At 71.8% G+C, this 20,846-nt stretch carries 13 protein-coding genes and 1 riboswitch; of the genes, 7 read left to right on the top strand and 6 right to left on the bottom strand.

Annotated elements, in window-relative coordinates:
- Positions 1-23 precede the first annotated feature (23 nt).
- A riboswitch (TPP riboswitch) is annotated at positions 24-156 on the top strand.
- The gene (gene thiC, locus OHA55_RS14795) at positions 149-1,936 is read left to right on the top strand and encodes a phosphomethylpyrimidine synthase ThiC (RefSeq protein WP_266706538.1); all 1,788 of its coding nucleotides are present in this window, start codon (positions 149-151) and stop codon (positions 1,934-1,936) included. (Overlaps the previous riboswitch by 8 nt.)
- Positions 1,937-2,050: 114 nt before the next feature.
- On the opposite strand, the gene OHA55_RS14790 is transcribed toward thiC, so the two are convergent.
- The 3 genes from OHA55_RS14790 to OHA55_RS14780 form a co-directional block, all read right to left on the bottom strand.
- Positions 2,051-2,929 (bottom strand): hypothetical protein, encoded by an 879-nt coding sequence (locus OHA55_RS14790; protein WP_266706536.1) that lies wholly within the window; start codon positions 2,927-2,929, stop codon positions 2,051-2,053.
- 183 nt (positions 2,930-3,112) lie between these two features.
- Positions 3,113-4,192 carry a metallophosphoesterase gene (locus tag OHA55_RS14785; RefSeq protein ID WP_323180414.1) on the bottom strand — a complete coding sequence of 360 codons (1,080 nt, stop codon included), beginning with the start codon at positions 4,190-4,192 and terminating at the stop codon, positions 3,113-3,115.
- A gap of 175 nt (positions 4,193-4,367) precedes the next feature.
- Entirely contained in the window at positions 4,368-5,480 is a 1,113-nt protein-coding gene (locus OHA55_RS14780) for a LacI family DNA-binding transcriptional regulator (protein WP_266706534.1), read from the bottom strand.
- Between the two features lie 395 nt (positions 5,481-5,875).
- Here OHA55_RS14780 and hisC point away from each other — a divergent pair, with 395 nt between their 5' ends.
- From hisC to OHA55_RS14755, 5 genes are all read left to right on the top strand, one after another.
- On the top strand, positions 5,876-6,955 hold the full coding sequence (hisC, locus tag OHA55_RS14775; protein WP_266706532.1) for a histidinol-phosphate transaminase: 1,080 nt from the start codon (positions 5,876-5,878) through the stop codon (positions 6,953-6,955).
- A gap of 392 nt (positions 6,956-7,347) precedes the next feature.
- On the top strand, positions 7,348-8,859 hold the full coding sequence (locus OHA55_RS14770; protein ID WP_266706530.1) for a cytochrome ubiquinol oxidase subunit I: 1,512 nt from the start codon (positions 7,348-7,350) through the stop codon (positions 8,857-8,859).
- Between the two features lie 17 nt (positions 8,860-8,876).
- On the top strand, positions 8,877-9,878 hold the full coding sequence (cydB, locus tag OHA55_RS14765; RefSeq protein WP_266706528.1) for a cytochrome d ubiquinol oxidase subunit II: 1,002 nt from the start codon (positions 8,877-8,879) through the stop codon (positions 9,876-9,878).
- Positions 9,879-9,971: 93 nt separating this feature from the next.
- Positions 9,972-13,508, top strand: coding sequence for a thiol reductant ABC exporter subunit CydD (gene cydD / locus OHA55_RS14760; RefSeq protein ID WP_266706526.1), 3,537 nt, complete (start codon positions 9,972-9,974; stop codon positions 13,506-13,508).
- Positions 13,509-13,591: 83 nt separating this feature from the next.
- Positions 13,592-15,373, top strand: a complete 1,782-nt coding sequence (locus tag OHA55_RS14755; RefSeq protein ID WP_266706524.1) for a GAF domain-containing sensor histidine kinase — start codon at positions 13,592-13,594, stop codon at positions 15,371-15,373.
- Positions 15,374-15,519: 146 nt separating this feature from the next.
- On the opposite strand, the gene OHA55_RS14750 is transcribed toward OHA55_RS14755, so the two are convergent.
- Complete coding sequence (locus OHA55_RS14750) at positions 15,520-16,386, bottom strand: Cof-type HAD-IIB family hydrolase (RefSeq protein ID WP_266706522.1); 867 nt, start codon at positions 16,384-16,386, stop codon at positions 15,520-15,522.
- Positions 16,387-16,688: 302 nt separating this feature from the next.
- On the opposite strand from OHA55_RS14750, the gene OHA55_RS14745 reads away from it, so the two are divergent.
- Complete coding sequence (locus tag OHA55_RS14745; RefSeq protein ID WP_266706520.1) at positions 16,689-17,594, top strand: LLM class flavin-dependent oxidoreductase; 906 nt, start codon at positions 16,689-16,691, stop codon at positions 17,592-17,594.
- Positions 17,595-17,741: 147 nt separating this feature from the next.
- Here OHA55_RS14745 and OHA55_RS14740 read toward each other — a convergent pair whose 3' ends face one another.
- Both OHA55_RS14740 and OHA55_RS14735 read right to left on the bottom strand, forming a co-directional pair.
- Positions 17,742-18,284 carry an RNA 2'-phosphotransferase gene (locus tag OHA55_RS14740; protein ID WP_266706518.1) on the bottom strand — a complete coding sequence of 181 codons (543 nt, stop codon included), beginning with the start codon at positions 18,282-18,284 and terminating at the stop codon, positions 17,742-17,744.
- Between the two features lie 633 nt (positions 18,285-18,917).
- The gene (locus OHA55_RS14735; RefSeq protein WP_266706516.1) at positions 18,918-20,639 is read right to left on the bottom strand and encodes an SDR family oxidoreductase; all 1,722 of its coding nucleotides are present in this window, start codon (positions 20,637-20,639) and stop codon (positions 18,918-18,920) included.
- Positions 20,640-20,846 lie beyond the last annotated feature (207 nt).

The raw sequence follows: 20,846 nt of genomic DNA, 5'->3' as shown, positions 1-20,846 counted from the left end.
GGCGGGCGCTAGCGTGGTGGCACCTTTGCACACGCGGGAGCTCGGAGCACCGGGCTGAGAGGGCGCTGACCTCGTGAATCCTCACGGGACACGCTGCGCCGACCGCCGAACCTGTTACCGGGTAATGCCGGCGTAGGGAGTAGGTCTCATGACCACATCGGACGCAATCACGCCTGCCTCCACGACGAACGAGAGCGTCGGGGCGGGCCTGTCCATCGGCTGGCACAAGGGGTACGCCGAGGGCTCGCGCCCCGGCCTCCGGGTGCCGGTCCGTCAGGTCCACCTGACCAACGGCAAGGACGTCACGCTGTACGACACGTCCGGTCCGTACACCGATCCCGCCGTCACGACCGACGTCCGCCGGGGCCTCGACTCCGTGCGCGGCGGCTGGATCGAGGACCGCGGCGACACCGAGGAGTACGAAGGGCGTCCGGTCCGTCCGGAGGACGACGGCCGCTCGCGCGACGGGCTTCGCAACCTCGACGCGGTCTTCCCCGGCGGTGTGCGCAATCCCCGGCGCAGCCGCGACGGACGCCCCGTCACCCAGCTCGCGTACGCCCGGCGGGGCGAGATCACCCCGGAGATGGAGTACGTGGCGATCCGGGAGAACGTCGAACCCGAGGTCGTGCGCGAGGAGATCGCGGCCGGCCGGGCGGTGCTGCCGGCCAATGTGAACCACCCGGAGATCGAGCCGATGATCATCGGCAAGCGGTTCCTGGTGAAGGTCAACGCGAACATCGGGAACTCGGCCGTCACTTCCTCCATCGAGGAGGAGGTGGACAAGATGACGTGGGCGACCCGGTGGGGCGCCGACACGGTCATGGACCTGTCCACCGGCCGCAACATCCACACCACCCGTGAGTGGGTCCTGCGGAACTCCCCCGTGCCCATCGGCACCGTGCCGCTCTACCAGGCCCTGGAGAAGGTCGACGGCCGGGCGGAGGAGCTGACCTGGGAGATCTACAAGGACACGGTGATCGAACAGGCCGAGCAGGGCGTGGACTACATGACGGTGCACGCCGGTGTGCGCCTGCCGTACGTCCCGCTCACCGCCCGCCGCAAGACGGGCATCGTCTCCCGGGGCGGCTCGATCATGGCGGCCTGGTGCCTCGCGCACCACAAGGAGTCGTTCCTCTACGAGAACTTCGAGGAGCTCTGCGCACTCCTCGCGACGTACGACGTGACGTACTCGCTCGGGGACGGGCTGCGGCCGGGGTCCATCGCGGACGCCAACGACGAGGCGCAGTTCGCCGAGTTGCGCACGCTCGGTGAGCTCAACACGATCGCCAAGCGGTACGGCGTGCAGACGATGATCGAGGGCCCGGGACACGTCCCGATGCACAAGATCAAGGAGAACATCGACCTCCAGCAGGAGATCTGCGAGGAGGCGCCGTTCTACACCCTCGGCCCGCTGACCACCGACGTCGCACCGGCGTACGACCACATCACCTCCGGGATCGGGGCGGCGATGATCGCCTGGTGGGGCACGGCGATGCTCTGCTACGTGACGCCCAAGGAGCACCTGGGGCTGCCCGACCGGGACGACGTGAAGACCGGGGTCATCACCTACAAGATCGCGGCGCACGCCGCCGACCTGGCCAAGGGACACCCGGGCGCGCAGGACTGGGACGACGCGCTGTCGGACGCCCGGTTCGAGTTCCGCTGGGAGGACCAGTTCAACCTGGCGCTCGACCCGGACACCGCGCGCGCGTTCCACGACGAGACGCTGCCCGCCGAACCGGCCAAGACGGCGCACTTCTGCTCGATGTGCGGGCCCAAGTTCTGCTCGATGAAGATCAGCCGGAGCATCACCGAGCAGTTCGCGCCGGATCTCGCGCCGTCCGCGTCGGAGGAGGAGATCGAGGCGGGGATGCTGGCGAAGTCGAAGGAGTTCGCCGCGTCGGGCGGGCGGGTCTATCTGCCGCTCGCCGACTGACGGGTCCCTCCGCCGTCCGGCCGACTGGCGGGTCCGTTTGTGGGCCGGACGGCTGGACGACTGGTCGGAGAGCGGCGAGGGCACCTGCCCCGGGGAAATGCAGCCCGGGGCCGGTCACCCCTCGCCGGGGCCGTTGCGGTCCGGGCCGCCGAAGCCGGGACCCTCGAAGCCCGGGCCCTCGAAGCCGGGGCTGTCGAAGTCCGGGCTGCTGAAGTCGGGGCTGCTGAAGGACGGTCGGGGGCTCGGGCGCGCCCCGTCCTGCGGGCTGTCGAAGTGCGGGCTGCTGTAGCCGATCTTCGGGATGCGGTCCGACGGCTGCCGGGGGACGCGGGCGGCCGGCGCGGCGGCAGGGTCGGCCGGTGCGTCGTGGAGGAACGGCAGGATGCCGCGCTCCAGCAGGGCGTGGTGCCAGGCGTCCCGGGCCCGGGCGACCTCCTCCGGCACGTCGTCCTCCCGCGGGGCGGCGGCCGGTTCGCCGGAGCCGTTGCGGAGCGCCGTGACCAGCAGTCCCACGGCTGCGGCGAGTATCGCCAGCGCGGTGAGCGCGGCGAAGACCCATCCCGCGGTGACCATCGGGCCCGCGACGGCCAGGTCCGGGCCCACCGCCCGGAGGAGGTAACCGATCAGCAGGAAGATCAACGCTGCGGAACCCGCGAGGAGCGGGGCGAGCGCGGTGACGACCGCGCCGACTCCCACGCTCTCGCCGGGCCGGTCCGCCGGGATCCGCCCCTCGTCCGCAGCCCGGTCGGAGCCCCCCGCCGGGACGCGGATCTCCCCGCGCGCCTTCACGTACTGCGCGTACTCGGTGGCGGCGGCCGCGGTGATCAGCGCGGTGGCGCTGAGCGCCAGGGCCCGTAGTCGCTCCCGGTCGAGCCGTGCCCCGATGTCGTCCAGATCCGGCCGCTCGTGCGCGTGGCGCAGTGCTTCGCCGAGGATTCGCTCGTACTCGGGCCCGTCTTCGGCCAGCAGGTGCGGAGCGCTTGTCATCTGCATCCCCCGATGCTCCGTGGCGCCTGAAAACCCGCACATGACGGGGCATCTCGGACGAAACGGAGGAGAGCCTGCTACTGATACGCCGATGGTAGAGCGACCAGGGCGAGGGGTGACAGGGTGTTGCCGAAAATGGGCCCGCCGACCGCGAACGATCAGGTCGACGGAGCCCTACCCGGTGGAATGTCAGTCATGCAGGGGGAGTTGGGCGACCAGTAGCTTTCCGGCCATGGTCACTCCGCCGTCCATGGCGATGGCGAGCCCGTCCGCGTACACGTGCGGTCCGTGCACCACCGGTCCCGCGCCGTTCTCGCCGTCCTCCGACCCGACCTCGCCGAGGAGGTACGGAATGGGGCTGTGGCCGTGGACGACCCGCCGGCCGCCGTACGCGGCCATCAGCTCGCGCACCGCCTGCGCGCCGCCGTCGTCACGGAACGCGAACCGCTTGGTGAGCTTGCGGAACAGGTCCCAGCACTCGTCCGCGTCGTTACGGGTGAGGATGGCGTGGACCGTGTCGTTGACGTCCTCGATGGTCGCCCCGTAGTCGAGGTACGCCGTCGTGTCGGAGTGCATCAGCAGATGCCCGTCCTCCTCCACGACCGCGTCCAGCCGGGACATCCACTGCAGGTGGACGTCGCGCAGCCGCTCCATGTCGTGCTTCTGGCCGCCGTTGAGCAGCCAGGCGGCCTGGAAGGTGGCGGTGCCCGCGCCGGAGTTCACCGGGGTGTCCGCGAACCGCTTCGCCCCGATGAGCAGCAGCTCGTGGTTGCCCATCAGCGCCTTGCAGTAGCCACCCGCGGCCGCGGCCTCGGCGGAGAGCTGCATGACCAGGTCGATGACGCCGATGCCGTCGGGGCCCCGGTCGGTGAAGTCGCCGAGGAACCAGAGCCGGGCGTTGCCCGCCGACCAGTTGCCGTTGACGTCGATGAGGCCCTGGTCGGCGAGCGCGGCCTTCAGCTCGTCGAGGTAGCCGTGCACGTCGCCCACGACGTAGAGCGGGCCGAGCCCGTCTCCCCCGCCGGGAGCCGGTTCCGGCACGGATGCCACGACGGGCACCCCGGCCGGGGTGATCACGGGCAGATCGCGCTCGGTCGGCGTGTAGCCCTCCGGTACCCCGTCGGCGGGAACGGCGTTCCCGGGGTGCGTGAGCGCGCCGTCCGGATGCGGATCCGTCTCGGGCATGGTCGTTCGCGCGTACGGCGGAACGCGGAAGTCGCGCAACGTCGCCGTACGCACCACGGGTTCCTGACCGGCCCCCTGAGTCATCGACCCCTCCACCACCGTCGCGCCGCCGTACACCTGACGGGCCCTGCCTGGTAGAGGTCGGTCCGCGGTGTCGTGCGCCCATCATAGGAACGCGGATCGCCCCGTGTGACGCACCAGGGGCGGTGAATCCGGGCGGGTGCGCCGTTCACCTGTCCATTGGTCCGGATTAATCCGTTCAGTCCTTGCTCGGTGAGCGTGGCGCGCTCACCGTCGTACGGGGCGGCCGGCGCTGCGAGGAGGTCCGGACGATGAGCTCGGTCGGTATCACCTGCTCGACCGGTCCGTCGTGCTCCACGCCCTCGATCGCGTCGATGAGCAGCTGCACCACGGCGGTGCCGATGCGGCGCGGCTTGAGCGAGAGCGTGGTGATGGGCGGCTCGGTGGTGGCGTAGACCGTGGACTCGCTGCAGCAGACCAGCAGGAGGTCGTCGGGGACCCGCAGGCCGTACCGGCGGGCCGCGGCCAGCAGATCGGTGCCGTTGGGGTCGAAGAGGCCGTACACGGCGTCCGGCCGGTCGGGGCGGGCGAGCAGCCGGTCCGCGGCCACCGCTCCGGCACACGGATCGTGGGCCGGATAGGACTCGTACACCGGGTCCTGGCCGACGCGCTCGCACCAGTGCAGGTACGCCGTGGTGGAGAGCCGGGTGTAGGTGTCGGTCGTGGTGCCGGTGAGCAGCCCGATCCGGCGGGCTCCGGCCGCGGCGAGGTGGTCGAGGAGGTCGAGCACGGCCGCGCGGTGGTCGTTGTCGACCCAGGCGGTGACCGGGAGCGATCCGGCGGGCCGTCCGTCGGAGACCACGGGCAGGCCCTGGCGGACGAGCTCGGTGACCACCGGGTCCTGGTCCGAGGGGTCGATGACGACCGTCCCGTCCAGCGCCACGTTGGACCAGACGTCGTGGCGCGAGGTGGCGGGGAGGATCACGAGGGCGTACCCCCGGGCGAGCGCGGCCGAGGTCGCGGCCCTCGCCATCTCCGCGAAGTAGGCGAACTCGGTGAAGGTGAAAGGTTCATCCCCGTACGTGGTCACGGTCAGGCCGATCAGGCCCGACTTGCCCGTGCGGAGCGTGCGGGCCGCCGCCGAGGGGCGGTAGCCCAGGCGTTCTGCGACCTCGCGGACGTGGCGGCGGGTGGCGTCCGGGAGCCTGCCCTTGCCGTTGAGCGCGTCGGAGACGGTCGTGATCGAGACCCCTGCCGCGGCGGCGACGTCACGGATACCCGCGCGTCCTGGCCGGCCGCTGCGCCGGGGGGTCTCCGTCCGGCTCACCTGGTGCTTCCCTGCTGCTGTCATGGCGAGCCGATAGTAGGGCGCTGGAGGCCAACTCGGCCGGGCGCATATGCGCCTGTTGACAGGCACGTTTCTGCAAGGTCATTGAGGAACGAATGCCTTGTAAAGCGAGGGAGTTGATGGTCAGTGGCCGGATGTGTCATGTATCCATCGGGCCGAGTCGGGCCAGGGAGCGGTGGACGGGAGAGGTCTCAACTCACCACTACGAGGGACGCGCGCTACGGCGCGAGCCACCGGCGCGCGACGGAGCGTGTGCGCTCCCCCCAGGGATGTGGCCGCGCCCCGGTCTGGCCCGGGCCGGTGCTCCGGTGCGGGGCAACTCCCCTTCATGGTCCGGTCCCGCGCTTCCTCATAAGGTGAGACGCGTTGAACCGCGTCGATGTCGAGGAGGACCTGTGGTGAGCGAGACGAGCCCCAAGCTGCGCCCCGAGCTGGACGGTGTCCCCGCCTATGTGCCGGGCAGGCCGGCCTCCCAGGACGGGCCGGTCGCCTTCAAGCTGTCCTCCAACGAGAACCCCTACCCGCCGCTGCCCGGCGTGATGGAGGCCGTGCTCACGGCCTCCTCGGAGTTCAACCGCTACCCGGACATGTCCTGCGCGGGCCTGATGAACGAGCTCGCCGACCGGTTCGGGGTGCCCGTGTCGCACCTCGCCACCGGAACCGGCTCGGTGGGCGTGGCGCAGCAGCTGCTCCAGGCCACCTCCGGGCCCGGCGACGAGGTGATCTACGCCTGGCGATCCTTCGAGGCGTACCCGATCATCACGCAGGTCAGCGGGGCGACCTCGGTGAAGGTGCCGCTGACCGACGGGGACGTGCACGACCTCGACGCGATGGCCGACGCCGTCACGGACCGGACGAGGCTGATCTTCGTCTGCAACCCCAACAACCCGACCGGGACGGTGGTCCGCCGGGCCGAGCTGGAACGCTTCCTCGACCGGGTGCCCTCCGACGTGCTGGTGGTGCTCGACGAGGCGTACAAGGAGTTCGTCCGGGACGCCGACGTCCCCGACGGCCTGGAGATCTACCGGGACCGGCCCAACGTCGCGGTGCTGCGCACCTTCTCGAAGGCGTACGGGCTGGCCGGACTGCGCGTCGGGTTCGCGGTGGCGCACGAGCCGGTGGCGGCGGCGCTGCGCAAGACGGCCGTCCCCTTCGGTGTGAGCCAGATCGCCCAGGAGGCGGCGATCGCCTCGCTGCGCGCCGAGGACGAACTGCTCGGGCGGGTCGGCTCGCTGGTCGTCGAGCGGAACCGGGTGCACGCGGGGCTGGTGGCTCAGGGGTGGACGGTGCCGGAGAGCCAGGCCAACTTCGTCTGGCTGCGGCTCGGCGAGCGTACCGGCGACTTCGCCGCGTTCTGCGAGCGGGCCGGGGTGGTCGTGCGGCCGTTCGCCGGTGAGGGCGTACGGGTCACGATCGCCGAGGACGAGGCCAACGACCTCTTCCTGAAGGCGGCCGAGGCGTACCGCGCGCAGTTGTAGCGTCGCGGTCCGGAGCCTTCTCCCGGGCCCTTCTCCCGGGGCGTTCTCCCGGGCCCTTCTCCCGGTGGCCCCTCCTTCGGTTCTCCCGAGGGCGGGGCCACTCGTGCGTACGGGGCCGGGCGGGGCGGCGTGCACCGTACGCCCGGTGGCTGTCGTTGTCCTGAAACCGACGGTGCCCGCCGGTTCCGGCCGGCGCGGGGCGGGCACGTACGAGGAAGGGACCCCCTCGTTCTGGAAGGGGACCCCCCGTTCGAAGATCCGGAAGAGCGTGCGCCATACTTTTGCTTGTGAATGTGAACGCGTTCACAAGCGCACCCGTTTGGTTCCGTATTGCGTGGGACCAATCGGGATGAACCGCGGCTGTCACTACGGCGACGTAAGGAGACGACGACGTGGAACTAGCTCTGGCGCCCGAGACGATGGCGCGCTGGCAGTTCGGCATTACGACCGTCTACCACTTCCTCTTCGTCCCCATGACGATCTCCCTCGCCGCACTGACGGCGGGGCTGCAGACGGCGTGGGTCCGGACCAACAAGGAGAAGTACCTCAAGGCCACAAAGTTCTGGGGCAAGCTCTTCCTGATCAACATCGCCATGGGTGTCGTCACCGGCATCGTCCAGGAGTTCCAGTTCGGCATGAACTGGTCCGACTACTCGCGATTCGTCGGTGACGTCTTCGGTGCGCCGCTGGCCTTCGAGGCGCTGATCGCCTTCTTCTTCGAGTCCACCTTCATCGGGCTCTGGATCTTCGGCTGGGACAAGCTGCCCAGGAAGATCCATCTGGCCTGCATCTGGATGGTCTCGCTCGGCACGATCCTCTCCGCGTACTTCATCCTGGCGGCCAACTCCTGGATGCAGCACCCGGTCGGCTACCGCATGAACGAGAAGCGCGGACGCGCCGAACTCACCGACTTCTGGCAGGTGCTGACCCAGAACACGGCTCTCGCCCAGTTCTTCCACACCATCACGGCAGCCTTCCTCGTGGGCGGTGCCTTCATGGTCGGGATCGCCGCCTTCCACCTCGCGCGCAAGAAGCACATCCCGGTCATGCGGACCTCGCTGCGGCTGGGGCTCGTCACCGTCGTCGTCGCCGGCCTGCTCACCTCCATCAGCGGTGACCTGCTCGGCAAGGTGATGTTCAAGCAGCAGCCGATGAAGATGGCGGCGGCCGAAGCGCTCTGGGAGGGCCAGCAGGGCGCGCCCTTCTCGATCTTCGCGGTGGGCGACGTCTCCGAGGGCCGCAACGACGTGGAGATCTCGGTCCCCGGGGTGCTCTCCTTCCTCGCCGACGACACCTTCACCTCGTACATCCCGGGCATCAACGAGCTGAACGAGCAGATGCGGGAGAAGTACGGCCCCGGGGACTACCGGCCCAACATCCCCGTCGCCTTCTGGGGCTTCCGCTGGATGATCGGCTTCGGGATGGCCTCCTTCGGGCTCGGCATCCTCGGACTCTGGCTGACCCGGAAGAAGTTCATGCTGCCGGCGGCCATGCGGACCGGCGACGACGAAGTGCCGCATCTGGTCCTCTTCAAGAACAAGGCCCTCAGCCCGAGGTTCACCAAGCTGTACTGGCTGGTGGCGCTCTGGACCCTGCTCTTCCCGCTGATCGCCAACTCCTGGGGCTGGATCTTCACCGAGACCGGGCGTCAGCCCTGGGTCGTCTTCGGGGTGCTCAAGACCAAGGACGCGGTCTCCCCCGGGGTCTCGCAGGGTGAGGTCATCGCCTCGCTGATCGCCTTCACGCTGATCTACGCGATCCTCGCCGTGGTCGAGGTGAAGCTGCTCGTGAAGTACATCAAGGCCGGACCTCCGGAGCTCACCGAGGACGACCTCAACCCGCCCGCCACGATCGGCGGCCACGACGCCGCCGACGCCGACCGGCCGATGGCCTTCTCGTACTGAGAGGAAGGAGCGGAACGATGGAACTCCACGACGTCTGGTTCGTCCTCATAGCCGTCCTCTGGACCGGTTACTTCTTCCTGGAGGGCTTCGACTTCGGCATCGGGGTCCTGACCAAGGCGCTGGCCCGCGACCGCAAGGAACGCCGGGTCCTGATCAACACGATCGGACCCGTCTGGGACGGCAACGAGGTCTGGCTGCTCAGCGCGGGAGGCGCCACCTTCGCTGCCTTCCCCGACTGGTACGCCACCCTCTTCTCCGGCTTCTACCTCCCGCTGCTGGTCATCCTGCTCTGCCTGATCGTGCGGGGCGTCGCCTTCGAGTACCGGGCGAAGCGCCCGGAGGAGCGCTGGCAGACCAACTGGGAACACGCGATCTTCTGGACCTCGCTGATCCCCGCGGTCCTGTGGGGCGTGGCCTTCGGCAACATCGTGCGCGGCGTCAAGATCGACGCGCACATGGAGTACGTGGGCGGGTTCTGGGACCTCCTCAACCCCTTCGCGCTCCTCGGCGGAGCGGTGACGCTCACCCTCTTCACCTTCCACGGAGCCGTGTTCGCGGCGCTGAAGACGGTCGGTGAGATCCGGGTCCGGGCTCGGAGGTTCGCGCTGCGGCTCGGATTCCTCACCGCCGTCCTGGCGCTGGGCTTCCTGATCTGGACGCAGGCGCGCACCGGTGACGGCTGGTCGCTGCTCGCGATGGCGGTCGCGGTCCTGGCCCTGGCGGGTGCCATCGCTGCCATCGCCGCCGGGCGGGAGGGCTGGTCCTTCGCGCTCTCGGGCCTCACCATCACCGCCGCCGTGGCGATGCTCTTCCTGGCGCTCTTCCCGAACGTCATGCCGTCCTCGCTGAACGGCGCGTGGAGCCTCACCGTCACCAACGCCTCGTCCACGCCCTACACGCTCACGATCATGACCTGGTGCGCGGGGATCGCCACGCCCCTGGTCCTGCTCTACCAGGGCTGGACCTACTGGGTGTTCCGCAAGCGCATCGGTACCCAGCACATCGCCGACGCGCACTGAGCGCCCGGCCCGGCGGCGGCCCGACCTGCCGCCGCCGGGCACCACGTGCCGAGCCGCCCGTCCCGGCCGCACCGAACTCAGGGGATGTTTCACGTGAAACCGATCGATCCGCGTCTCTTCCGGTACGCCCGTGCCACCCACCTCTTCCTCGTGGCCGTGGTGGCGCTGGGCGCGGTGGGTGCCCTGCTGGTCATCGCCCAGGCGATGCTGGTGGCCGAGATCGTGGTCGGCGGGTTCGAGGATGGGCTGAGCGTCTCCGGTCTCCGTACGCCCCTGATCCTGCTGGCCCTGGTCGCGGCGGGCCGGGCGCTGGTCGCCTGGCTCACCGAGCTGGCCGCCCACCGGGCGAGTGCGGCGGTCAAGTCCGAGCTGCGCGGCCGGCTCCTGGAACGGGCCGCGCGGCTCGGGCCCGGGTGGCTGGACGGGCAGCGCACCGGATCGTTGGTGGCCCTCGCCACCCGGGGCGTGGACGCGCTCGACGACTACTTCTCGCGTTACCTCCCGCAGCTCGGCCTCGCGGTGGTGGTGCCGGTCGCGGTCCTCGCCCGCATCGTCACGGAGGACTGGGTCTCGGCCGCGATCATCGTGGTCACGTTGCCCCTCATCCCCGCCTTCATGGCGCTGATCGGCTGGGCCACCCAGTCCCGGATGGACCGGCAGTGGAAGCTGCTCTCCCGGCTTTCCGGCCACTTCCTGGACGTGGTCGCCGGGCTGCCCACGCTCAAGGTGTTCGGCCGGGCGAAGGCCCAGGCCGAGTCGATCCGGAAGATCACCTCGGAGTACCGGCTCGCGACCGTACGGACCCTGCGGATCGCGTTCCTCTCCTCCTTCGCGCTGGAGCTGCTGGCGACCCTCTCGGTGGCCCTCGTCGCCGTGACCATCGGCATGCGGCTCGTCCACGGCGAACTCGATCTGTACATCGGCCTGCTGGTGCTGATCCTCGCCCCCGAGGCGTACCTGCCGATCCGCCAGGTCGGCGCGCAGTTCCACGCGGCGGCGGAAGGGCTGTCGGCCGCGGAGGAGATCTTCGCGGTGCTGGAGACCGAGCTCCCGGCGGGCGGTACGGCGGACGTGCCCGAGGCGCTCCGGATCGAGCTGGCCGGGGTGACGGTCCGGCACCCGGGCCGGACCTCGGCCTCGCCCGCCGGTGCCTCCCTGGTGGTCGAACCGGGGGAGACCGTCGCGCTGGTCGGCCCGAGCGGGGCCGGCAAGTCCACGCTGCTCGACGTCGTCCTCGGCTTCCGGACCCCGGACGAGGGGACCGTACGGGTGGGCGGCGTGGATCTCGCCACCCTCTCCCCCGAACGCTGGCACCAGCACATCGCCTGGGTCCCGCAGCGACCGGTCCTCTTCGCCGGAACCGTCGCGGAGAACGTGCGCCTCGCCCGGCCGGACGCCGACGGAGCCGCCGTGACCGCCGCGCTGCTGGACGCGGGCGCCCTCGACTTCGTCACCGCGCTGCCCGAGGGGGAGCGGACCCTCCTCGGCGAGGACGGCGCCGGGCTCTCCGCCGGGCAGCGCCAGCGGCTCGCCCTGGCCCGCGCGTTCCTCGCCGACCGGCCGGTTCTGCTCCTTGATGAGCCGACCGCGAGCCTGGACGGCGGTACGGAGGCGGGCATCGTGGACGCGGTGAGGCGGCTGGCCGAAGGCCGCACCGTCCTGCTGGTCGCCCACCGCCCCGCTCTGCTGCCGCTGGCCGACCGCGTCGTGACCCTGGAGCCGCCCGTGGTGGCCGGGGACCGCACCGCCACGGCCCCCGTGCGCGCGGAAGCAGCCGCGCGCGCGGAAGTTCCCGCGCGGGGGGCCATCGCCCCCGCCGACCCCGAATTCCCGCGCGGGACCACGCCCGGTACCGGCAAGGTGCTCTCCCGGATCCGCGAAGCGGCGGGCGCCCGGCGCCGGCGGCTGGCCTTCGCCCTGCTGCTCGGCAGTCTCGCTCTGGGCTCCTCGGTGGGGCTGATGGCGGTCTCCGGCTGGCTGATCTCCCGCGCCTCCGAACAGCCCCCGGTCCTCTATCTCATGGTCGCCGTCACCGCGACCCGCGCCTTCGGGCTCGGCCGGGCCTTCTTCCGCTACGCCGAACGCCTCGTCTCCCACGACACCGTGCTCCAACTCCTCGCCGAACTGCGCGTCGCCGTCTACCGGGGGCTGGAGCGCGTCACGCCCGCCGGACTGCGCACCACCCGCCGGGGCGACCTGCTCTCCCGGCTGGTCGCCGACGTGGACGAACTCCAGGACTACTGGCTCCGCTGGCTGCTGCCCGCCGGCACTGCCGTGGTCGTGGGCGTGGCCTCCGCCGGCTTCCTCGGGATGCTCCTCCCCGAAGCGGGCGTGGTCCTCGCCGTGGGGCTGCTGCTCGCCGGAGTGGGTGTGCCGCTGGTCAGCGGGACGGTCGCCGAGAGGGCCGAAAGCCGTCTCGCCCCGGCCCGCGCCGACCTCGCGGTCCGGGTCACCGACCTGCTCGGCGGCACGGCCGAGCTGACCGTCGCCGGTGCGCTGCCCTCGCGCACCGCGCGGGTGCGGGAGGCGGACGGGGTCCTCACCCGGATCGCCGCCCGCGCCGCCTCCGCCACCGCGCTCGGCGGCGGTCTCTCCGCGCTCGTCTGCGGGCTGACCGTGGTCGCCGCCGCCCTGGTGGCACTCCCCGCGGTACAGGCCGGCCGGCTCGGCGGCCTGGAACTCGCGGTCGTCCTGCTCACCCCGCTCGCCGCCTTCGAGGCCGTGAACGGGATGCCGCTCGCCGTGCGGCACCGCCGACGGGCCCGCCGGAGCGCGGAGCGGGTGTACGAGGTGCTCGACGCCCCCGTCCCGGTGCGTGAGCCCGCCGACCCCGCTCCGGTCCCCGCCTCGCCCTTCCCACTGGAGGTGCGCGGTCTGACGGCCCGCTACCCGGGCACGGACCGGCCCGCCCTGGACTCGGTCGACCTGACCCTGGAGCAGGGGCGCCGGATCGCCGTCGTGGGCCCGTCCGGCTCGGGCAAGACCACCCTCGCGCACGTCCTGCTCCGCTTCCTGGACGCGGAGCGGGGCGCCTACCGGCTCGGCGGCACGGACGCCTCCGCGCTCGACGGCGACACGGTCCGCACCCACGTCGGGCTCTGCGCCCAGGACGCGCACGTCTTCGACAGCTCGGTGCGGGAGAACCTGCGGCTCGCCCGCACCGACGCCACCGAGGCGGAGCTGCGGGAAGCGCTCGCCGGTGCGCGGCTGCTCGACTGGACCGACTCGCTGCCGGACGGGCTCGACACCCTGGTGGGCGAACACGGCGCCCGTCTCTCCGGCGGCCAGCGGCAGCGCCTCGCCCTGGCCCGCGCCCTGCTCGCCGACTTCCCCGTGCTCGTACTCGACGAGCCTGCCGAGCACCTCGACATCGCCACCGCGGACGCCCTGACCGAGGACCTCCTCGCCGTCACCCGGGGACGCGCCACCGTGCTCATCACCCACCGCCTGGCGGGCCTCGACGCGGTGGACGAGGTCGTGGTGCTGGACGGCGGCCGGGTGGTCCAGCGCGGCGCCTACGCCGAGCTCGCCGCAGTGGACGGGCCGCTGCGCCGGATGGTGGAGCGCGAACGGGAGACGGACCCGCAGGCGGTGCGCCCGCTCGAACCGGCCCGGATGGCGCACGCCTGAGCCTTGGCCGTAGCTCCCGCTTCCTCCAGAGATTCGGATAATTCCGACTTTCCGTGCGCAGGGTCCCTCCGTACGCTCGACGCATGGCGGAGCGGCAGGGGCACCAGCGGGGCGCGGCGGGCCGTGCGGGGGGCCTCGACGCGGTCGGCCGGAACGCCTGGGACGACGAGTCGCTGGAAGCGGCCACCCGGGCGGCGCGCGATCTCCAGGGGCTCTCCCCCGAGCTCACCGCCCGGGTGCCGCAGCTGCTGGAGGCCATGCGCTCGGTCGGCACGGGACTGGAACTCCACTCCACGCTCGACCGCATCTGCGAGACGGCCGCCGAGCTGGCCCATGCCCGGTACGCCGCGATCGGCGTCGTGGACGAGTCCGCCGAAGGAGGGCTTCTCGACTTCGTCACCCACGGCATGCCTGCCGAGGACGCGCGCGCGATCGGGCGGCCTCCCAGTGGCCACCGGGGGCTCCTCGGGGCGCTCATCCACGACCCGGCCCCGGTGATGCTGACCGACCTGACCACCGACCCGCGCTACGCGGGATTCCCGGCCGGTCATCCCCCGATGCGGACCTTCCTCGGCGTCCCGATCAGCGTCCAGGGGCAGATCTTCGGCAATCTGTACCTCGCCGAGAAGCACCACGGCGGCGAGTTCAACGAGTACGACCTGCACATGGTCCGGGTGCTCGCGACGGAGGCCGGCATCGCCATCGGCAACGCCCGGCTCTACGAGGCGGCCCGTCAGCGTGAGCGGTGGATCGACGGATCGGTCGCGGTCACCACGGCGCTGCTCGCCGGCGGGGACGCGGACGACGCCCTGACCGTCGTCGCCGAGCAGGCCCGGCGGCTCGCCGACTCGGCCGCCGGCGCCGTGCTGCTGCCGGTCGGGAAGGACGGGGCGGACGGGCTGGAGGTCGTCGCGGTCGCCTCCGACGATCCCTCCACCTCGCTGGGGGTGATCATCGGTCCGGACAGCCCGGTGGTGGCCGCGCTGCTGGCCGGGGAACCGGTGTTCATCGACGACGCCGCGACCGACCCGCGGCTGATCAGCCGCGCTTCCGAACGGTACGGCCCCACCATGCTGCTGCCGATGCGCAGCGGTGGACGGATGCTCGGGGCCCTGTCCATGCACCGGGCGCAGGGCCGACGGCCGTTCAGCGCGGCGGAACGGGCCCTCGCCGCGCAGTTCGCCGCGCAGGCCGCGCTGGCGCTCATGATGGCGGAGGCGCAGCGCGACCGGGAGCGGCTCGCGGTGTACGAGGACCGGGACCGGATCGCCCGGGACCTCCACGACCTGGTGATCCAGCGGCTGTTCGCCACCGGGATGATGCTGGAGAGCGCCCAGCGCCGGTCGGTGGTGCCGGAGGTCCGGGAGGGCGTCGGCCGGGCCGTGGACGAGCTGGACATCACCATCCAGGAGATCCGGACCGCCATCTTCGCCCTCCAGCAGGAGCCGGCCGAGGCCCCGTCCGGGCTGCGGGTCCGGGTGCTGCGTGAGGTCAACATGGCGTCGGTGCCGCTCGGCTTCACGCCCTCGCACCGCTTTCTCGGGGCGATCGACACCCTGGTGGGCGAGCTCACCGGGAAGAACCTCATCGCCGCCCTGCGCGAGGCCCTGTCCAACGCCTTCCGGCACGCCCACGCCTCGCGGATCGACGTGGAGGTCGACGCCACGGCCACCCTGCCGGACGGGCGGGACGCGGTCCAGCTGACGGTCTCCGACGACGGGGTCGGCATCCCCGAGGGCGGCCGGCGGAGCGGCCTGCGCAATCTGGCCCGCCGGGCGGAGTCGCTGGGCGGGGCGAGCTGGTTCGGTCCGGGGCTGGGTGAGGGCGGCGGCGGTACCTCGGTGGTCTGGGAGGCACCGCTCTGAGCCCCGGCCCTCCCTGCGCCGTACGGAGCGCGGGGTACGGAGCGCGGCGTAGGGAGCGCGGCGTACGGAGCGCGCCGTACGGAGCGCGGCGCACGGAGCGCGGCGCACGGAGCGCTGGGTGAGGGCCTACGGGCGGGGCGGTGGGGTCAGCGGGCGGCGGCGAGGAGGCGTTCGAGGACGACCGCCACCCCGTCCTCCTCGTTGGTGAGCGTCCGTCCGGAAGCGGCCGACACGGCTGCCGGGTGGGCGTTGGCCATCGCGTACGAGGTACCGGCCCAGTTCAGCATCTCGACGTCGTTCGGCATGTCCCCGAAGGCGACGACCTCCTCGGGGCCCACCCCGCGCTCCGCGCAGTACTCGGCGAGCGTACGGGCCTTGGAGACGCCCGCCCCACCGGCCTCCAGCAGGGCCGAGGGGCTGGACCGGGTGAAGGCGACCCGGTCCCCGGCCGCCTCGCGGGCCAGGGCGAGGAACGTGTCGGGGGCGATGTCGGTGTGGCGGGCGAGGAGCTTCAGCACAGGGGCACCCGATCCCGGTGTCTCTTCGTCGAGCAGCTTCTCGACGGGGGCCACGGTCGCCCAGGGGTCCTGGTGGAACGGCGGGTAGAGCGGTTCGTAGTGGAAGCCGGTGGTGAACTCCACCGCGAACGTGGTGCCGGGGGCGACCGCCCGTACCCGGTGCACGACGTCGAGGGCTTCGGCACGGCCGAGCGGGTGGACCTTGATCAGCCGGCCACCGGCGCCCAGGTCGACCACCGCGGCGCCGTTCGCACAGATCGCCGTCCCGTGCGCGGGCAGATGGGAGGCCACCGCGTCCATCCAGCGGGGCGGGCGCCCGGTGACGAAGAGTACGTGCACGCCCGCGCGTTCGGCGGCCACGAGAGCGGCGATCGTGCGGGCCGACAGGGTCTTGTCGTCGCGCAGGAGCGTGCCGTCCAGGTCGGTGGCTATCAGCCTGGGCACGGCGGCGGGCGGTGCTTCGGTAGGCGTGGTCACCGGTCCATTCTCCCGCATTCGGTGCACGGGCGTGCAGGAGGGCGCACATATGAGTGCCGCGCGCCCGTGAACAGGAGGATAGGACTCTGGCATATGCCAGTGCGTAGTCGGCGGATCTTGAGCGGTGACGGCGGCCCGAGCGGTGGCTCGGGAGCCCGGTGTCGGCCGGTCGGCCTGCGGTGCCGATTTCGGACGGGGTCGTCGGAACGTCGTGGCGGGCGGGCCCGGGCACCGGGACCCCGGACGGTGCGGCCCCCTCGGGCGGAACGGTCCCGGTCACGGAGCGTCGACGTCCGCGGACCCGCGTTATGGTCGGAGGCATGCGTCTGAGCACCGTGATCCTCCCTGTCCATCGATGGGGCGAAGGACAGAAGATCTGGCGGCGGGCCGAAGAACTCGGTTTCCACGCCGCATACACGTACGACCACCTGTCGTGGCGGTCGTTCCGCGAGAAGACCTGGTTCGGGGCGCTGCCGACGCTGACCGCGGCGGCCGGCATCACTGAGACCCTGCGCCTCGGCACCCTCGTGACCTCGCCGAACTTCCGGCATCCGGTGACGCTCGCCAAGGAACTCATCTCGCTCGACGACATCTCCGGCGGCCGGGTCACCCTCGGCATCGGGGCGGGCGGCAGCGGGTTCGACGCCACGGCGCTCGGCCAGGAGCCGTGGACCCCGCGCGAGCGGGCGGATCGTTTCGGCGAGTTCGTACCGCTGCTGGACCGGCTGCTCACCGAGGGAGCCGTCTCGCAGGAGGGCGCGTTCTACACGGCGGAGGAGGCCCGGAACATCCCGGGCTGCGTCCAGTCGCCCCGGCTGCCCTTCGCCGTCGCCGCGACCGGTCCGCGAGGGCTGAAGCTCGCAGCGAAGTACGGGCAGGCGTGGGTGACCACGGGGGACCCGAAGCTGTTCGACGAGGGCACGCCGGAGCAGTCCGTCGAGGCCTTGCGCGGCCAGATCGGCAAGCTCGGCACGGCGTGCGCGGCGGCGGGCCGGGACGTGGCAGAGCTGGACAAGATCCTGCTCACCGCCTTCACCCCCGACCGAAACCGCCCGCTGGAGTCGGTCGACGCGTTCGTGGACTTCGCCGGCCGCCACCAGGAGCTGGGCTTCACCGAACTGGTCGTCCACTGGCCGGTCCCGGACTCGGACTTCGACACCGACCCGGCCGTCTTCGAGCGGATCGCCACCGAGGCGCTGGACCAGCTGAGCCGACCGGGAGGCTGACCGGGAGGGCCGGCCGAGGGGAGGCTTTGGGGGGCGGGCGGCCGCGGGGCGGGCGCCCGCCGGGCCGCGCGTCGGCCTCGCGGGCCCGCCCTCGACGGAGGCTCCCCCGCGGGACGTGGCCCTCCGGTGGCGCGGCACGCGCCCGTCTCAGCCCGGGAAGCGCAGGAATGCGGGGGGTACGGACTCCGCCAGCCACACCCCGTTGGCGCTGACGCGGAAGACGTGACCGGCGCGGTGCATCGCTCCCGCGTGCACGGAGAGCACCACGGGTCGTCCCCGCCGTGCCCCGACCCTGGTGGCGGTCTCGCGGTCGGGCGAGAGATGGACGTGGTGGCGGGCCATGGGGCGCAGCCCTTCGGACCGGATCCCGGTCAGGGACCGGGCCACCGTCCCGTGGTACAGGAACTCCGGCGGTTCGGCCGGGGGCAGGTCCAGGTCGACGTCGACGGTGTGGCCCTGGTTGGCGCGCAGGCGATCCCCCTCCAGGGTGAACCGCTGCTTGTCGTTGACGGCGACCACGTGCTCGAGTTCGGCCCGGGTGAGGGGGAAGTCGTTGCGGGCGGCGGCTTCCAGCAACGCGGCCACGTCCACCCACCCGTTCGGGTCGAGTGTCAGCCCGATGCGTTCCGGCTGATGCCGCAGGTGCTTGGAGAGGTACTTCGACACCTTCACGGTGCGTCTGTCGTCCATCCGGCCAGAGTGCCCGGCCTCTCCGGACCCTGCATCCGGATTGTTTCCGGCGTTGCCGAAATTGCTGAGTCCCTTTGTGTTTGATCCACAAGCAACTTGACTTATCCACAGGGTATTTGGCGATCCTGTGGACAACGAGCTTGCGAAATAGGCAATTTGATCAACTTGTGCGCTGACTGGGCGAGATGTCCCACTTAGTGTTAAATAACCCTCTTGTGAGTCGAGTTCCCGCTCCCGTGCGCGTGTGCGTCTCCCGCTGTCCCGCCATGTCCCAGACAACGCACCATGGTTGTGCGCAAGGGGAGAAACGCTCCCTCTGAGAGTCGCGCGCAGTCGCGCGACTCCCGCGTCGACCGTACGCGCGGCTCGCGAGGTCCGCTTGTCACGGTGAACAGCTCATAGGCTGAACGTCGTTCTGTCCACAGCCTCTCCTCCGTGGCTGGGGAAAGCCGACTCCGCCGACCCGGAAGTGCGGCCCGCTCCCGACGTGTGGGGTGGCCCAGGGAGCGAGTGCCGACGTGCGGCCCGTCGGAGAGCGGGCCGTACCGAGGAACGGACGGCCCGCCCGAACTCGGTTCCCGGGCCGTCCACATGGTTCACCCCGGCGCCAAGTGCCGCGCAGGACCGTGGTGGTCACGCGCCCGCGCGCCCGCCCCGCAACAGCCCGAGGAGCCCGTTCCGCCGTCCCCCTACCACCACGAGCGCCATGTCGCGGGCCACCGCCTCCAGCACCGCCTCGGCGACGCGCTCCGGTGTACTGCCGCGAGGCCGCTTCGCCGCGGCGCCCGCGCCGGAGCCCGAACTCCCGTCCGTCGGAGGGGTTCCGGCGTCCACCACTCCTGGAATCACCGCGCTCACCGAGACCGTGCGGGGCGCCAGCTCGGCCCGCAGTCCCTGGCTGAGCGCGAGGACGGCGGTCTGCGCCGTGCCGTGCGCGGCGATCCCCGGAACGGCGGACGGTGAACCGGAAGCGCTCGGAAGGACGTTGACGATGTGGCCGCCCTGCCCCCGCTCGGCCATGCGCCCCCCGAACACCCGGCAGCCGTGGACGACCCCCAGGAGCCCCGTGTCGAGGAGACTCCGCCACTCCTCGGCCGTGGTCTCCAGGAAGGAGCCGGAGGGCGCCGGACCGACCAGGTTGACCAGGACGTCGACGGTGCCGTGCTCCGCCGCGATCTTCGCGCCGAGCTTCTCCACCGCCTGCTCGTCGCCGGGTTCGGCGGTCTCCGCCCAGGCGCCCGTCGCCCCGACCAGCCGCGCCGTCTCCGCGGTACGGGCGGCGCCCGCCGCGTCCCGGTCGACGGCCACCACGCGCGCCCCCGCACCGGCGAACGCCAGGGCGGTGGCCCGTCCGACACCGTCGGCCGCGCCCGTCACCAGCACGAGCTGTCCGGCGAACCGGTCCGCGTACGCGCCGGCCGCCGACGGGTCCTTCGTCGTCGCCGGTCCGGCCGCGGAGGTCTCCTGTGCGGCGGCGAACCCGGAGATCCAGGCGACGAGTTGGTCCGGCCGGGTGCGCGGCACCCAGTGCTGGGCGGGCAGCCGGCGGCGGACCAGCGACGGGACCCACCGCTCCAGGCCGTCGTAGAGGGACTCCGACAGGAAGGCGTCGCCGGTCGGCGTGATCAGCTGCACCGGTACGTGCGCGTACGCGTCCGGGCGCGGCCTGCGCAGCCGGGTACGGACGTTGTCCCGGTAGAGCCAGGCGCCGTGGGCCGCGTCCCGGGGGAGCGAGGCGGTGGGGTACTCGCCCGCCGGGACCTTCTCCAGGCGTTCCAGGATGTCCGGCCACCGGCGTCCCAGCGGTCCGCGCCAGGCGAGTTCGGGCAGCACGGGGGTGTGCAGCAGGTAGACGTACCAGGACTTGGCGCCCTGGCCGGTGAGCTGGAGCACGCGCCGGGGGGTGGGCCGGGACAGCCGGCTCTGGATCCAGTGCCCGAAGTGGTCCAGTGAGGGACCGGACATGGAGGTGAAGGAGGCGATCCTCCCCTTGGTCCGCTCGACCGTGGCGAACTCCCAGGATTGCACCGAACCCCAGTCGTGGCCCACCAGATGCACCGGCCGGCCGGGACTCACCTCGTCCAGCACGGCCAGGAAGTCGTCGGTCAGCTTCTCCAGTGTGAATCCGCCGCGCAGCGGCTTCGGCGCGGTCGAACGGCCGTGGCCGCGCACGTCGTAGAGCACGACGTGCCACTCCTCGGCCAGCGCCGGCGCGACCCGCGACCACACCTCCTTGCTGTCCGGATAGCCGTGCACCAGCACCACGGTGGGCCGTTCCGGATTCCCCAGCTCGGCCACACAGAGCTCGATGCCGCCCGTACGGACCCAGCGTTCCCGCGCTCCCGGCAGATGCATCCCGCCACCTCTCCTCGGTCGGCCGCCGCTCCTGCGGCACCCGTCTTCCTCGGCCCAGGCCGCCCGAACCACGCCTACGGGCAGCGCACTTGGCGAGCTGTACGCGCCAGTAACCTGACACTGAAGAATGTGACCGGGCCGGGCGAGGGTCAAGAGGGGGGCCGGCCCGTGGACGACCACCTGGGGTGAACGGGCGGGATCGTGCCC

The organism is Streptomyces sp. NBC_00102 (genome assembly GCF_026343115.1).
In the GTDB taxonomy this organism is placed as follows: domain Bacteria; phylum Actinomycetota; class Actinomycetes; order Streptomycetales; family Streptomycetaceae; genus Streptomyces.
The sequence above is the reverse complement of the archived record's forward strand: the minus strand, read 5'-3'. Positions and strand labels throughout refer to the sequence as shown.